13 protein-coding genes are annotated in these 14031 nt (G+C 73.8%); 7 read left to right on the top strand and 6 right to left on the bottom strand.

The annotated features are described in order from the left end of the window. Nucleotides 1–83: 83 nt before the first annotated feature. Together ACZ50K_RS33295 and ACZ50K_RS33290 are read right to left on the bottom strand one after the other, a co-directional pair. Nucleotides 84–266, bottom strand: coding sequence for a hypothetical protein (locus ACZ50K_RS33295; RefSeq protein ID WP_468910186.1), 183 nt, complete (start codon nucleotides 264–266; stop codon nucleotides 84–86). 68 nt (nucleotides 267–334) lie between these two features. After that, on the bottom strand, nucleotides 335–520 hold the full coding sequence (locus tag ACZ50K_RS33290; protein WP_468910184.1) for a hypothetical protein: 186 nt from the start codon (nucleotides 518–520) through the stop codon (nucleotides 335–337). A 422-nt stretch (nucleotides 521–942) separates the two neighbouring features. Here ACZ50K_RS33290 and ACZ50K_RS33285 point away from each other — a divergent pair, with 422 nt between their 5' ends. Next, a complete protein-coding gene (locus ACZ50K_RS33285; protein WP_468910181.1) occupies nucleotides 943–1821 on the top strand; it encodes an MbnB/TglH/ChrH family RiPP precursor modification enzyme in 879 nt (292 codons plus the stop codon). Beyond that, nucleotides 1818–2627, top strand: a complete 810-nt coding sequence (locus ACZ50K_RS33280) for a hypothetical protein (RefSeq protein WP_468910178.1) — start codon at nucleotides 1818–1820, stop codon at nucleotides 2625–2627. The genes ACZ50K_RS33285 and ACZ50K_RS33280 overlap by 4 nt, the downstream gene beginning before the upstream one ends. 30 nt (nucleotides 2628–2657) lie before the next feature. Here ACZ50K_RS33280 and ACZ50K_RS33275 read toward each other — a convergent pair whose 3' ends face one another. Beyond that, nucleotides 2658–4178: an SDR family oxidoreductase gene (locus ACZ50K_RS33275; protein ID WP_468910175.1), complete on the bottom strand. Its 1521-nt coding sequence runs from the start codon at nucleotides 4176–4178 to the stop codon at nucleotides 2658–2660. Between the two features lie 221 nt (nucleotides 4179–4399). On the opposite strand from ACZ50K_RS33275, the gene ACZ50K_RS33270 reads away from it, so the two are divergent. Next, nucleotides 4400–4663, top strand: a complete 264-nt coding sequence (locus tag ACZ50K_RS33270; RefSeq protein WP_468910174.1) for a hypothetical protein — start codon at nucleotides 4400–4402, stop codon at nucleotides 4661–4663. A 33-nt stretch (nucleotides 4664–4696) separates the two neighbouring features. Here ACZ50K_RS33270 and ACZ50K_RS33265 read toward each other — a convergent pair whose 3' ends face one another. Then, on the bottom strand, nucleotides 4697–6049 hold the full coding sequence (locus tag ACZ50K_RS33265) for a bifunctional 3,4-dihydroxy-2-butanone-4-phosphate synthase/GTP cyclohydrolase II (protein ID WP_468910172.1): 1353 nt from the start codon (nucleotides 6047–6049) through the stop codon (nucleotides 4697–4699). 310 nt (nucleotides 6050–6359) lie between these two features. Between ACZ50K_RS33265 and ACZ50K_RS33260 the strand changes: the two genes are divergently transcribed. The 3 genes from ACZ50K_RS33260 (at nucleotide 6360) to ACZ50K_RS33250 (ending at nucleotide 10435) form a co-directional block, all read left to right on the top strand. After that, nucleotides 6360–7835: a multicopper oxidase family protein gene (locus ACZ50K_RS33260; RefSeq protein WP_468910169.1), complete on the top strand. Its 1476-nt coding sequence runs from the start codon at nucleotides 6360–6362 to the stop codon at nucleotides 7833–7835. 112 nt (nucleotides 7836–7947) lie between these two features. After that, nucleotides 7948–9075, top strand: coding sequence for an FUSC family protein (locus ACZ50K_RS33255; protein ID WP_468910166.1), 1128 nt, complete (start codon nucleotides 7948–7950; stop codon nucleotides 9073–9075). A gap of 79 nt (nucleotides 9076–9154) precedes the next feature. After that, complete coding sequence (locus ACZ50K_RS33250; RefSeq protein WP_468910163.1) at nucleotides 9155–10435, top strand: chloride channel protein; 1281 nt, start codon at nucleotides 9155–9157, stop codon at nucleotides 10433–10435. A gap of 43 nt (nucleotides 10436–10478) precedes the next feature. Here the strand turns inward: ACZ50K_RS33250 and ACZ50K_RS33245 are convergent, their stop codons facing one another. Then, complete coding sequence (locus ACZ50K_RS33245) at nucleotides 10479–12005, bottom strand: peptide MFS transporter (protein ID WP_468910160.1); 1527 nt, start codon at nucleotides 12003–12005, stop codon at nucleotides 10479–10481. 309 nt (nucleotides 12006–12314) lie between these two features. Here ACZ50K_RS33245 and ACZ50K_RS33240 point away from each other — a divergent pair, with 309 nt between their 5' ends. Beyond that, nucleotides 12315–13523, top strand: a complete 1209-nt coding sequence (locus tag ACZ50K_RS33240) for a NupC/NupG family nucleoside CNT transporter (protein ID WP_468910157.1) — start codon at nucleotides 12315–12317, stop codon at nucleotides 13521–13523. A 146-nt stretch (nucleotides 13524–13669) separates the two neighbouring features. Here the strand turns inward: ACZ50K_RS33240 and ACZ50K_RS33235 are convergent. Beyond that, on the bottom strand, nucleotides 13670–14031 hold a 362-nt coding region (locus tag ACZ50K_RS33235; protein ID WP_468910154.1), incomplete at its 5' end, for a hypothetical protein.

Genomic DNA, 14031 nt, shown 5'->3' with positions numbered 1-14031 from the left:
GCGGGGAGCGAGGAGGGGAGGCCGGGCGCTGTGGCGTGCCCGGCCTCCCCCGACGGCGATCGGCCGTCCGGCCGTCCGGCCGGTCAGTGCCGGACGCGCGTGCTGCAGCCCGGAGGGGGCGGCGGCGGACCGGCACAGGAGATACAGCGCATCATCGGGTCGGCGTGCCGGCGGCCGGCCCAGGGCACCGCGGCGAAGCCGAGCTCCGCGGCGGGTCCGGTGCCGGGCGCCGTGGTGGGCGCGGGTGCGGCGGACGTGGGGGACATGGGTACTCCTCTCGAAACACTGAACCGGAACGGGATGGTCCGGTGGCGTACGGCCCGGGGGCCGGAGTTCAGCGGGGCGACCGGGCCGCGGTCCGGCGGCTCCGGACGTCACGGTCCGGGGCGACCGCCACGCAGTCGACGCACGACTGCTGGCACGCGGCCGCGGGGCCCTCGACCGCCGCCGGCAGCTGTTCGAAGCCGAACGAGCGTGCGGTGCGGGCGGTGCCGGCCGAGCTGGTGCGGGTGCTGGTCATGTGAACTCCTGAGGGTTGGCGCAGGGCCCGGATCACGGGACGACTGCGGCACTTCCTGCGGATGGGAGCGAGCACGGGCCGGAGGCGGTTCTTCGCACCGCCCTCCGGGGCGTCCGTGCGGGATCGGAGGACGGAGCGGGGGTGCCGCGCCGTCCGGCGACAGCCACCACGTTAGGAACCCGCCCCGGCCGGGGCTGTCCTTCGATCGGACCTCCGCCCGGACGACCCCCGCCCGGGCGACTCCCGCCCGGGCCGGGCGCCGGGCCGGCGGCCGGGGCGGCGGATCCGCCCTCGGCTTCGACCGTTCGCAGTACGGTGCGGGGCCGCCCCGCCGCCTAGCGTCGGCAGGGACCCCGGTGCGAACGGTCGGACCCGCCCGCCCGCCACCGCCGTCCGAGGAGACGCACGATCGAGGAGAGAACATGCCCGCATACCTGCCGCACCTCGGTTCCGGACTCGGATACCGCCGGGAACTGGCCGAAGGCATCGCCGCTTCGGGTTCCGCCGTCGACTGGCTGGAAGTGATCACCGAGCACTACCTGTTCGCGCCGCCGGACAGCCGAGAGGCCCTCCGCGAACTGCGCCGCGGCCACCGGCTCGTCCCGCACGGCCTGGAACTCTCCCTGGGCACCCCGCAGGCCCCCGACCCCCACTACGTGGAGGCCCTCGCCGGGCTCGTCGAGGAGATCGGCGCCCCCTGGTTCAGCGACCACCTCTGCTTCACCCGCGCCGACACCGTTTCCGTCGGCACCCTGGCCCCGCTGCCGCGCAGCCGCGGCATCGCCCGGGACGTCGCCCGCCGCGCCCAGCGGGTGCAGGACGAGGTGGGGGCTCCGCTGATCCTGGAGAACATCACCTACCACATCGACCTGCCGAACCCCCTGACGGAGGCGCAGTTCATCGCCGAGGTGATGGAGAACTGCTCCTGCGGACTGCTGCTGGACCTCACCAACCTCGACATCAACTCCCGCAACCACCACTACGACGTGGGCGAGTTCCTCGACACCATCCCGCTGGAGCGCGTGGTCCAGGTGCACCTCGCGGGCGGCACCCAGGACGCCGACGGCACGGCCCGCGACACCCACAGCGCCCCCGTGCCCGAACGGGTCTGGGAGATGCTGGCCGAACTCTCCTCGCGCGCCGACATCAAGGCCACCCTGCTGGAGCGGGACCAGGACTTCCCCGAGGACTTCGCCGAGATCGCCGCCGAGATCGCCCGGGCCCGCGACACCGCGGGCTGGACCCCGGCCGCGCCGGACGCCCGGGTCCCGGTGCCCGGCCGGGGGAGGGCCGGACGATGAGCCTGATGGACGCGCTCGCCGCGCTGATCACCGGCCCCCTGCTGACCACCACCGAGCTCCACGAGGACCCCGAGGCCGTACGCACCCGGTTCGCCCTCACCGAACAGGAACTGGCCCTCCTCGCCGGGGTCCCCGACAGCGCCTACGGCCGGGTGGCCCAGGACGTCGCGGCCAAGCACCGGCTGGTGATCGCCCAGCCGATGCCGGACACCATCACCGAGGTGACGGCGCGTCACCGTCCGGTACTCGACGCCTACTTGAACGGAACCGTGCGCCCCCCGCAGCCGGACGACCCGGTCGGAGCCGAACGGGCCGCCCAGGCGTTCCTGGACCACGCCGCCGGCCGACTCCCCGCGGGACTAGTGGAATTCGGCCGGTTCGAACTGGAACGCTTCCGGCTGCGCCGCGACGAGATCGCCTCCGAGGCCGCCCACTACCTGCACCAGTCCGCGGCCCGGCGGCGGAACGCCCCCGACGACCCGGCCGCCTGGGTCGACCGGGGCGTCCCGGTCGTACCGGCCACCGTCCTGGTCGTCTCCTACGGCCACGACGTGACCGCCCCCGGCGCCCCGGAGCAGGTCCCCGAAGAACCGGTCACCGTGGCCCTGCAACGGGTGTGGCGGGAGCCGGTGCGCGCCTTCCGGCTCGACCCCGGCACCCGCGCACTCCTCCGGCTGTGCGACGGCACCCGCACCGCTCCGCGCGCCGCCGCCGAGGCCGGAGCTCACCCCGCACAGGCCGGCACGGTCCTGCGGGCGCTCGCCGACGCCGGCCTGCTGGTCCCGCGCGGGGGAGCGGACGGATGAGCACCCCACCCGGAGGGAGGGTCCGCACGGTCACCAGGGGACGTGCCGGTAGTCCTTGAGGAGGACCCCGTGCAGGGGTGCGCCCGCCTGGCCCGCGACGATGGGGTGGTAGATCCGTGCGGCCCCGTCGACCACGTCCAGCGGCGGCCGCCACCCGGTGGCGGCGTGCCTCTCCCGGGCGGGGAGCGGCTTCTCGTCGGTGACCCAGCCGGTGTCGACGCTGCAGGTGTGGATCCCGCGGGCGGCCAGTTCGTCGGCACTGGTGCGCGTCAGCATGTTCAGGGCGGCCTTGGCCATGTTGGTGTGCGGGTGGCCGCCGGTCTTGTTGCGGACGGCGAACTGGCCTTCCACCGCCGACACGTTGATGAGGTAGCGATGGGGCCCCGGCGATGCCTCCAGGAGCGGGAGCAGCCGGTCCGCGAGCAGGAACGGCGCTATCGCGTTCACCAGTTGGACTTCGAGGAGTTCCGCCGGGTCGACCTGACCCAGCCGCAGCGTCCAGGAGTTGACGGCGGCCGTCTCGGGCAGCAGCCCCGCCTCGTCGACGGCCTGCCGGGGCAGCCGGGCGGCCGGCGGCGCGGACACGGCGCCGACGGACTCGCCCACGGCGGACAACGCCGCCGGGCGTGGGGCGAGTTCGCCCGTCCAGGGAAGGGGAGCGGCGCCGGTCCCGGTCCCGGCCCCGGGAACGGAGAATCCCGGAGCGGTCCAGGTCCGGGACGGGGGAAGCGCGGTCCGGCCGGTCGCGGACCCGGCTGCCGTCCCGGTCTCGGCCCCGGTCTCGATCTCGGCGAGCGCGCTGTAGGTGTGCGGGGAACGGCGCAGGGTCTGCGCGGCGTTGTTGATCAGGATGTCCAGGGCCTGGCCCCGGGAGAGCAGGTGGTCGGCGAAGGCGAGGACCTGTCGGGGATCGCGCAGATCGAGGGCGGCGACGTGCAGCCGGTCCCACCAGTCGGCGGCGTCGGTGGCCGCGGCGAAGCGGCGCACCGCGTCCCGGGGGAAGCGGGTGGTCACGGTGAGCTCGGCTCCGTCGCGCAGGAGCATCAGCGCGGTCTGGAAACCGATCTTGACCCGTCCGCCGGTCAGCAGGGCCCGCCGGCCGGTCAGGTCCGTACGGGCCGTGCGGCGGGCCAGGTTCTCGTCGGCGCACGGCGGGCAGAGCAGGTGGTAGAAGGGGTGGACCTGCCGGTAGTGGCCCTTGCACACATAGCAGCGCTGGGGGCGGTGCAGCAGTCGCGCCGACCCGGAGCCCTCCGCGCGGCCGGGCCGGACCCCGGGGGAGTCCCGGCCCGCGACGGCCCGCTCGGGCGCGGTGCCGGTGGACAGCGGGGCGTCCATGGTGCGGTCCGCGGCGCCCATGCGCGTGCCGGCCAGGACCTTCGCGTCGGCCGCCGCCCGCTCCGCCCGCGCGCCGGCCCGGCGCCGGTGCCGCCCGTCCCGGACGAGGTCGCCGGCGGCCCGCTCCACCAGCCGCCGCCGGGAGTCGTCGAGGGGAAGCTCCCGGGCCTGCCGGAGGAGGTCCAGGCAGTCCTGAACGCGCGCGCTGTCCATGTGATGTCCTACGGGTGTCGTGGCGGCCCTCGGCGGACAGGGCGTCCACGCCCGCCGGCGCCCCAGCATGCAACAGCGTCACACGCACCGTCACCCGATTTCATCGCGCTCTCATGCCCGCCCGCCGCTCGACACCAGGTCCGGGGCGGTGCCGACGAGGGGTTCGAGGCGGTGGCGGTGGCTACCCTGGGCGGGCCCACACAGCGAGGAAGGGGACCCGGGTGAACGGATACGCGGCCGTCCACGAGCCGGCGGAGCAGATGCCGCCGCGCCCGGGCGGGCCCACCGGCCGGGAGGGGGTCGGTACCGTCCATGCCGCGGAGACCGACGACAGCGGGCTTCGGGCGGGCCCGGTCACCCTGTGCGGGCTCAGCACCTCCGGGATGGTACCCGCGCCCGGTGACCGGCCCGGTACGGCCGGTGACAGCTGGTGGCCGCCGGTCAGCGGCATCCGCATCTGCGCGGCCTGCGACCGCGAGACCTGAGTCCCCGCCCCGCGCGGGCCGGCCGGGTGGGCATCAGCCCACCGTGGTGCTCGTGGTGGCGTCGGCGGTGGCGCGGGCTTCGGTCTCCGTCTCGGTTTCGGCGCAGGCTTCGGACAGCCACGGCAGCCGGTGGCCCATCCGGTCGCGTTTGGTCAGCAGGTACCGGAGGTTGTCCTCGCAGGCCGGGGCCGGCAGCGGCTCGACGCTGGTGACCAGCACCCCCAGCGAGGCCAGTGCCCGCGCCTTGTCCGGGTTGTTGGACAGCAGCCGGCAGGAGCGGACCCCCAGGTCGGCGAGGATCCGGGTGGCGGCCGTCCAGTCCCGGGCGTCCGCCGGAAGCCCCAGGTCGAGATTGGCGTCCACGGTGTCCCGGCCGGTCTCCTGGAGGGCGTAGGCGCGCAGCTTCTGCACCAGGCCGATGCCCCGGCCCTCGTGGTCGGCCAGGTACACCACGACCCCGCGGCCGTTGCCCGCGATGCGCCGCAGCGCCTCGTGCAGCTGGGGTCCGCAGTCGCAGCGCAGGGAGCCGAAGACGTCGCCGGTCAGGCATCCCGAGTGGAGGCGGACGGGAACCTCGGAGCCGTCCGGCACCCGGCCCCGCTCGTCGAGCCGGCCGGCGACGAGTGCCACGTACTCGGAGCCGGTCGCCGCGTCCCGGTAGCCGACCGCGGTGAGGTTGCCGTACGTGGTGGGCAGCGAGACGGTGGCGGCCCGCTCGACGCGGGAGGCGCCGTGCCTCAGGTGCCGGATCAGGTCCTCGATGGAGATGACGGCCAGCCCGTGTTCGCGGGCGAAGGCCCGCAGCCGCGGCAGCCGGGCCATGGAGCCGTCGTCGTCGACGATCTCGGCGATCACCCCGACCGGCGGCAGCCCGGCGAGTCGCGCCAGGTCCACGGCGGCCTCGGTGTGCCCGGCCCGGGCCAGCACCCCGCCCGGTACGGCGCGCAGCGGGAACACATGGCCGGGCCGGGTCAGGTCGGACGGGCCGGTGGCGGGGTCGGCGAGCAGCCGTACGGTACGGGCCCGGTCGGCGGCCGATATGCCGGTGGTGACGCCCGTGCGGGCGTCGGCGGACACGGCGTAGGCGGTGCCCTTGGGGTCCTCGTTCACGGCGGTCATCGGGGGCAGCCGCAGAGCGTCGAGGGCCCTCCCGGTCATGGGGACGCAGACCACCCCCGAGGTGTGCCGGACGGTGAAGGCCATCAGCTCGGGCGTGGCGTGGGCCGCGGCGAACACCAGGTCGCCCTCGTTCTCCCGGTCCTCGTCGTCGACCACGACGACGGGGCGGCCGGCGGCGATCTCGGCGACGGCCCGCTCCACGGTGTCGAGTGCGGGGCGGCCGCCCGGCCGGGAGGGTCGGCTGGTGGTTTCGTCGGCGCTGTTCATCAGGCTGGCCTTCCGGGAGGCGGACTACGGAACCGGCGGATGGCGTGCGAGGGTGCCGGCAGCTCTCCCGAGTACCCCACGAAGGACCCTCCCGGGCTGTCCTCCATTCGGAGGGGAAGCCGACGGAAATCCGCTCCTCCGGAATGAATTACGTATATCCGACGCGTGATCTCCGGATTTCCAGTCGCACCATTCCGGCAACTCTGCCCGCACTGCGGGTCATTGAAAGGGTTGTCCGCCCCGGCGCGGCATGATGGCGCGGAACCGGCCCCGGCGGCCGTGTGTTTCCCTTCCTTTTCGGAGAGACCGGATGATCAGACACCCCCTTCGCAGGTGGACCGCAATCGGGTCGCTCCTCGCGGCCCTGGCCCTCGCTTCCGGATGCGGTACGAGCACGCCCGACGGCGGGGCGGGGGCCCCCACCGCCGCCACGTCGGCGGCGGTCAGCCCGTCGCCCGCCATCACCGCGGCAGCCACCGAGGACCTGCGCGACCCCGCCGAGGTGGTGAGCGAGAACGGCCTGCTCAAGACCCGGATCGTGGTCGAGCGCAAGAAGGTCCGGCTGGCCGGCAAGGACCTGTGGGCCCTCACCTACAACGGCCTCTACATGCCGCCGACGCTGCGCCTGCGGCCCGGGGACCGCATGGAGATCGCCTTCGAGAACAGGCTCCCGGACGAGGTCACCAACTACACGAACCTCCATGTCCACGGCATGCACGTCTCGCCCGTCGGGAATTCCGACAACATCTTCCTCACCATCGACCCGGGGAAGACCTTCGATTTCAAGTACCAGTTCCTGAAGTCGCTGGAACCGGGCACCTACTGGTACCACCCGCACCCGCACACCCAGTCCGCCGCGCAGACCGCGGGCGGCATGGCGGGCCTCATCGTCGTCGACGGCCTCGACCGCTACATGCCGGAGCCGCTGCGCGGGATCACCGAGCACTCCATCGCCCTCAAGGACTTCCAGATCGTCGGCGACCAGATCAAGACCACCGATCTGAAGATGGGCGCACCGACCACCCGCACCGTCAACGGACAGCTGAACCCGCGGATCCGGATCAAGCCGGGCGAGACCCAGCTGTGGCGGCTCGCCAACATCGGCGCCAACATCTTCTACAAGGTCGCCCTGCCCGGCACCACCTTCCACGTGGTGGCACAGGACGGCTACCCGGTGAACAAGGTCTACCCGGTCGACTCCATCGTGATCCCGGCCGGCGCCCGCTACGACGTGCTCGTGCAGGGCGGCGACGCCGGAACCAAGGAGCTCGTCACCCAGCCCTACAACACGGGCAAGGCCGGCAACCAGTTCCCGCAGGCCACCCTCGCGACCGTGGAGACCGCCGGCACCCCGGTGGAGCAGGCCGCCCTCCCGACCACCTTCGCGCCCGTCGACGACCTGGCCAAGGAGCCGATCGCGGGCCGCAAGACGATCGTGTTCACCGAGAACGCGGACGGCACGCAGTTCTACATCAACGGCAAGCAGTTCGACCACAACCGGATCGACTTCAAGGTCAAGCTGAACACCGTCGAGGAATGGACGATCCGCAACGACAGCGACGAGGTCCACTCGTACCACGTCCACACCAACGACTTCCAGGTCATGAGCATCAACGGCGAACCGCAGGTCAACTACGGTTTCCAGGACACGGTGGACGTCCCCGCACGGGGCAACATCGTGATCCGCTCCCGCTTCGTCGACTTCCCGGGCAAGACCGTGCTGCACTGCCACATCCTCAACCACGAGGACGCGGGCATGATGGCCACGCTGGAGATCGAGAAGTAACGGATTCCTCCCCCCGATCCTCCGACGGCATGACCGCGGACCGCCGCCGCGGCTGCTGTGCTGGGACTCCACGACCACCCCGTGACCCGGTACGACGTCGGAGGACACCGGAATGAACCGCCCCGGCCCCCGCCCGCCCGACAGCCCGCCGCCGCCCGCGCAACCGTCCGCCGCACCCGTGGGGACGGCCGCGCGGGCGGCGCTGGCACTGGCCGCACCGCTCGCGCTGGGGCTGGCCCTGCGGCGCCCCGAGTACGGCGCCGCGGCCTCCCTCGGCGCCCTGCTCGCCGTCCTCGCCGCCACCGCGCCCGACCGCCGGACCCGGCTGCGCACCGTCACCGGCTGCCTCCTGCTCGGCGGGACCGGAGCCGCCGTCGGCGGGCTCCTCCAGGGCCACGGCTGGGTCGCCGTCGGGGCGCTGACGCTGCTGGCGCTCCTCTCCGGGATGCTCTCGGCCCGTGGCCGGGCCGCCTCGCTGGCCGGGCTGATGCTGCTGCTGAACGCCGTCCTGGCCGCCGGACCGCCGCCGACCGGGCCCCGCTGGATCCCGCCGCTGCTCGTCGCGGGCGGCGGACTGTTCGTCCTGGCGCTGTACGCCGCCACCCCGGCCCGGGCCGCCCGCGCCCGGCCGCCGGACCCGCCCGTGCCCCCGGCCGCCACCCCGCAGGCGCCCCCGGTGCCTCCGGTGCCCCCGGTGGCCCCGTGGAACTACGGACTCCGGCTCGCGCTGTGCGTGGGACTGGCCCAGACGCTGGTGTTCCTGATGCCCTTCGAACGCGCCTACTGGGTGCCGGTCACCGTGGTGTTCGTCCTCAAACCGGACCTCGGCCCGGTGCTCGACCGGGCCCTGCTGCGGGCCGCCGGCACCGCGGTCGGCCTGCTGGCGGCGGTCCTGGTGTTCCTCGCCGTACCGCGCGGCTGGTGGGAGGTGCCGGTCATGCTGCTGCTCGGCGCACTGGTCCCGGTCCTCTCCTCCCGGGGCTACGGATCCCAGACCGCGGCCGTCACCCCGGTCATCCTGCTGCTGTCCGACCTGGCGAACCTGGAGGGCGCGGAGCTGGCCGGCCAGCTGATGTCGGACAGCCTGATCGGCTGCGCCATCGCCCTGGTCGCCGGCCACGCCCTCTGGCCGCGCACCCATCGCACCGGAGCCCATCGCACCGGAGCCCACCGCACCCGAGCCGGCCGGATCCGTGCCCGCCGCCCCGGTGCCCGCTCCCGGGCGGCCTACGCCCGCTGACACGGCCGGCCGGGCCATCCACCGGGCCCGCCCGAGCGTCCTCCCGGCCCCGGGATCCCCCGGTGTCTACTGTTCCCGCATGCCGGTCGATCACAGCCCCACCGTGCGGCGGCTCCGGTTCGCCGCCGCGGCCCTCGCCGTCGGACTGGCTGCGGGCGGGGCCGGCGCCGCCCTGGCCCTGCTCCTGCACACCGTGCAGCACCTCGCCTACGGCTACGACCAGGGATCCTTCCTCGACGGGGTCGAAGCCGCCCCACCCGGGCGCCGGCTGGCCGCCATGGCCCTCGCCGGAGTCGTCGCCGGCCTCGGCTGGTGGACCCTGCACCGCTACGGCCGACCCCTGGTCGGCATCGCCCAGGCGCTGCGGATGCGCCCGCCCCGGATGCCCGGCCTCACCACCTCCGCCCACGCCACCCTCCAGGTGGTCACCATCGGCCTCGGCTCCCCCCTCGGGCGGGAGGTCGCCCCCCGCGAGCTGGCCGCCGTCCTCGCCACCGGGATCACCCGCCGGACGGGACTCACCCCCGACCAGAGCCGGATCCTGGTGGCCTGCGCGGCCGGCGGCGGCCTCGCGGCCGTCTACGACGTCCCGCTCGGCGGCGCCCTGTTCACCCTGGAGGTCCTCCTCGGCACCTGGGCCCTGCGCTCCGTGGTGCCCGCGCTGCTCACGGCTGCCGTCGCCACCCTCGTCGCCCGGCTGGTGGTCCCGGACGAGCCGGTCTACCGGCTCCCCGAACTCCCCTTCAGCAGCTCGCTGATCGTCTGGTCCCTCCTGGTGGGACCCCTGGTGGGGGTCTGCGCGCACGGCTTCGCCCGGCTGATGGCCGGCGCCAGCGGCCGCGCCCCGCGCGGCAACACCCTGCTGCTGACCGCACCGGCCGCGTTCCTGTGCGTGGGCCTGCTCGCCATCCCGTTCCCCCAGCTCCTCGGCAACGGCAAGGGGCCCGCCGACCTGGCCTTCACCGCCCACCCCTCGCTCCTGCTGGCCGTCTTACTGCTGCTGCTGCGCACCCTGGTCGTCGCCCTGTGCCTGCGGGCCGGCGCCTACGGCGGGCTCCTGACACCGTCGTTCGCCAACGGCGCGCTGCTCGGCATCGTCGCGGGCCGGCTCTGGGAGCTGATGTGGCCCGGCACGGTCCTGGGCTCCTACGCGGTGGTGGCCGCCGGAGCGTTCCTGGCGGTGTCCCAGCGGATGCCGCTGACGGCGGCCGTGCTCGCCCTGGAGTTCACCGGCTTCCAGCAGGAGGTGCTCATCCCGCTCCTGATCGCCGTCTCCGGCGCCACCGCCACGGCCGCCCTGCTGCGCGGCTCCGGCCCGTTTCGGGGGCCCCGGCTGCCGCTCCGCAAGCCGGCGGGGTAAGCCTCCGGGCTCCGTAGGCCTCCGGGCCGCGTAGGCCCCGGGCTCAGCGGGCCGTGCCCAGCAGCGGCTGGATCCGGCCGCGCACCAGATAGACCGCCACCGCCGCGGCCAGGGCCAGCAGGCCCTCCACGGCGACCACCGGTGTCGTGCTCAGGTTGACGCCGGCCTGGAGCAGCAGGGAGGCCACGCTGTCCCCGGCCGTCACGGCCAGGAACCAGATGCCCATCATCTGGCCGGCGTACTTCACCGGCGCCATCTTGGTGGTCATGGACAGACCGACCGGAGACAGGCACAGTTCGCCGACCGTCTGGATCCAGTAGACCGAGATCAGCCACATCGGGCCGACCGCGCCCCCGCCGGCCGCCATCGCCATCGGCACGACGAAGACCAGGAAGGAGAACCCGACCAATCCCAGGCCCAGGGCGAACTTCACCACGGTGGGCGGCTCCTTGCCGCGCCGCGCCAGCCAGGTCCACAGCCAGGCGAACACCGGCCCCAGGATCAGGATCCACAGCGGGTTCACCGTCTGGTACCAGGAGCTGGGGAACCCCAGGCCGAACAGTTCCCCGGTGGTGTGGCCGGCACCGAACACCGCCATGGTCGAGGCCCCCTGGTCGTAGATCATCCAGAAGAAGGCGGCGGCCGCGAAGAAGCAGAGGTACGCGTTCATCCGCGACTGCTCCGCCGCGTCCAGGGTCCTGTCCCGCTTGATCCGCATCAGCACCCCGACCGGGATCGCCACGCCCGCCAGGGCCAGCGGCACCAGCGCCCAGGCCATCGTGAACCGGCCGGACAGCGCCAGCGCGCCGTAGGCCACCGCCGCCGCGCCCAGGAACAGGCAGAACCGGCGGACCACGGAGGCGAGCTCACCGGGCCGCAGCGGCTCGGGCACGATGTCGCTGCGGGCGGACAGGTGCCGGGTGCCGATCACGAACTGGGCCAGGCCGAGGGCCATGCCCGCGGCCGCCAGGGCGAAGCCCAGGTGCCAGGAGACCTGCTGGCCCACCGTGCCGATCACCAGCGGGGCCAGCAGGGCGCCGAGGTTGATCCCCATGTAGAAGACGGTGAAGCCGCCGTCGCGGCGCGGATCGGCCGGACCCTCGTAGAGATGGCCGACCATCGTGGAGATGTTGGCCTTCAGCAGCCCGGAGCCGAGGGCGACCAGCACCAGGCCCGCGTAGAAGGTGCCCGGCCCGGGAACCGCCAGCAGCAGATGCCCCGCGACGATCACACAGCCCGCGACGATCACGGTCCGGCGCGGGCCCCACAGCCGGTCGCCCAGCCAGCCCCCGGCCATACAGGGCAGGTACACCATGGCCAGGTACAGGGAGGTGACCGCCAGCGCGGTGGTCGCGTCCAGGGCCAGACCGTGGCCCTGGGAACCGGACGCCGCGGCCGGCCCGCCGGCGATCAGATAGAGCGGCAGTAGGGCCCGCATGCCGTAGAAGCTGAACCGCTCCCACATCTCGGTGAGGAAGAGCGTGGTCAGCCCACGGGGGTGCCCGAAGAACGTCCGGGGCGGCCGGTCCGGGGTGGCCGCCGCGCTGGTCGTGGTGCTGGTGGGGGACATGAGGTGCCCGCTTCCGTGGTTCCGGGGGAGCGCAGAAGCGCACCGGCCACTCTTCCGGCCGCCCGCAACCGGGAGACAGAGCCGTTCGCAGCGCCCCGGGGCTGGTTCCGGTTCGACCCCGGCCGACCCCGGTCGGAGGGTTTGGGCGCCCGGAGCCCGTGTGACCTGCGACGCGGGACGGGCGTGTCCTGAGCACCGCACCGGCAGATGTCTCGTAAGTTCTGATCGACCGGTTTGCCCGGCTTCAGATCCGTGCGGCCCGCCCGGCCACCAGGGGCCGGCCTCGGCCCGATGGGGAGATCGCGTCCGATGACCCGGCTGCAGGGGCTACTCGGCCTCATCGTGATCTACGGACTGTGCTACGCCATGTCCCGGCACCGCCGCCGCATCAACTGGTGGACCCTCGGCATCGGCCTCACCCTCCAGGTGGCCATCGCCCTGCTGGTCCTCAAGTGGGGCCCCGGCCGCGAAGCACTCCGCGCCTTCGCCGACATGATCGCCAAACTGATCGGCTACACCACCGCCGGAACCGAGTTCCTCTTCGGCTCCCTGGCCAAGGGCTCGAACGTCCCCTTCGCCCTCGGCGTGCTCCCCGTCATCATCTTCCTCGGCGCACTCGTCGGCCTGCTCTACTACCTGCGCGTCATCCAATGGGTCGTCCAGATCGTCGGCGGCGCCATCTCCAAACTGCTCAGGACCAGCCGCGTCGAATCCATCTGGGCCACCACGGTGATCTTCCTCGGCCAGTCCGAGGCACCCCTGCTCATCGCCCCGTACCTGCGCCGGCTCACCCGCTCCGAACTCTTCACCTGCATGACCGGCGGCTTCGCCTCCGTGGCCGGCTCCACCCTCGTCGGCTACTCCCTCCTCGGCGCCCCCCTGCCCTACCTGCTCGCCGCCAGCGTCATGAACGCCCCCGCCATGCTGGTCATCGCCAAGGCGATCTACCCGGAGACCGAGGAGGTGGAGCAGAGCGGCGACATCAGCGCCGTACGCGACACCGAGTCGGCGAACGCCATCGACTCGGTCGCCCGCGGCGCGCTCAGCGGCGGCCGCCTCGCCGTCATCGTCGGCTGCCTGCTCATCGCCTTCGTGGCACTCATCGCCCTGGCCAACGGCATCCTGGGCGTCGCCGGAAGCTGGGTCGGCATCGACGGCCTCACCTTCCAGCGGATCCTGGGCTGGGTCTTCGCCCCGGTCGCCTGGCTGATCGGGGTGCCCTGGGACGAGGCCACCACCGTCGGCAGCTACCTCGGACAGAAGCTGGTCATCAACGAGTTCGTCGCCTACGCCTCCTTCGGCCCGGAGATCCCCACCCTGGAGGACAAGACCGTCCTCATCACCACCTTCGCCCTGGCCGGCTTCGCCAACTTCAGCTCCATCGCCATCCAGCTCGGCTCCTTCGGCGCGCTGGCACCCGAGCGCCGGTCCGACGTCGCCCGCCTCGGCCTCCTGGCCCTCTTCGCGGGGACCCTGGCCAACCTCAGCAACGCGGCCATCGTCGGCATCGTCGGCTGACCGGGCCGAACGGAAGGGGCGGGCCGCCACGCGGCCCGCCCCTTCGGCCTACCGGTGGCGCCGGGCTACGGCCGCCGCCGCGGGGCCGGCCCGAAGCGCCCGCTGCCCTCGGGCTTTCCGGCGGCCGGTACGTTCCGGCGGGGCGGTCACGCGGCCCAGGGCAACAGGCCCGGCGCGCGGGGCGACCGGTGCGGCACCCGCCCGTTCCGCTCCCGCCGACGGTCCCGGCCGCCGGGCGGTACGACGGCCTCCTGGAGGGAACGGACCCCGGTCTCGGCGCGGCGCAGCGATTCGACGGCCTGGACGGCCGCGGCGAGCGCGCGGACCGTGGTCAGGCAGGGGACGGACCTGGCGACGGCCGTGGCCCGGAGGGCGTGGCCGTCGCTGCCCGGGTCGCTGGTCCCGCAGCGGGTCGGGGTGTTGACGATGAGGTCGACCTGGCCGTCGTGGATGAGCTGGACGATGGTCTTCTCGCCGTCGGGGCCTTCGCCGTCGCTGAGTTTGCGGA

Source organism: Streptomyces sp. NPDC033845 (genome assembly GCF_055576225.1).
The sequence above is the reverse complement of the archived record's forward strand: the minus strand, read 5'-3'. Positions and strand labels throughout refer to the sequence as shown.

What these genes read in the sequence shown, in the direction of transcription:
- ACZ50K_RS33265 (WP_468910172.1), bottom strand. Translation starts at nt 6,049, where the DNA reads ATGAACAGCGCCGACGAAACCACCAGCCGACCCTCCCGGCCGGGCGGC.
- ACZ50K_RS33295 (WP_468910186.1), bottom strand. Translation starts at nt 266, where the DNA reads ATGTCCCCCACGTCCGCCGCACCCGCGCCCACCACGGCGCCCGGCACC.
- ACZ50K_RS33285 (WP_468910181.1), top strand. Translation starts at nt 943, where the DNA reads ATGCCCGCATACCTGCCGCACCTCGGTTCCGGACTCGGATACCGCCGG.
- ACZ50K_RS33255 (WP_468910166.1), top strand. Translation starts at nt 7,948, where the DNA reads ATGAACCGCCCCGGCCCCCGCCCGCCCGACAGCCCGCCGCCGCCCGCG.
- ACZ50K_RS33275 (WP_468910175.1), bottom strand. Translation starts at nt 4,178, where the DNA reads ATGGACAGCGCGCGCGTTCAGGACTGCCTGGACCTCCTCCGGCAGGCC.
- ACZ50K_RS33250 (WP_468910163.1), top strand. Translation starts at nt 9,155, where the DNA reads ATGCCGGTCGATCACAGCCCCACCGTGCGGCGGCTCCGGTTCGCCGCC.
- ACZ50K_RS33260 (WP_468910169.1), top strand. Translation starts at nt 6,360, where the DNA reads ATGATCAGACACCCCCTTCGCAGGTGGACCGCAATCGGGTCGCTCCTC.
- ACZ50K_RS33245 (WP_468910160.1), bottom strand. Translation starts at nt 12,005, where the DNA reads ATGTCCCCCACCAGCACCACGACCAGCGCGGCGGCCACCCCGGACCGG.
- ACZ50K_RS33290 (WP_468910184.1), bottom strand. Translation starts at nt 520, where the DNA reads ATGACCAGCACCCGCACCAGCTCGGCCGGCACCGCCCGCACCGCACGC.
- ACZ50K_RS33240 (WP_468910157.1), top strand. Translation starts at nt 12,315, where the DNA reads ATGACCCGGCTGCAGGGGCTACTCGGCCTCATCGTGATCTACGGACTG.
- ACZ50K_RS33280 (WP_468910178.1), top strand. Translation starts at nt 1,818, where the DNA reads ATGAGCCTGATGGACGCGCTCGCCGCGCTGATCACCGGCCCCCTGCTG.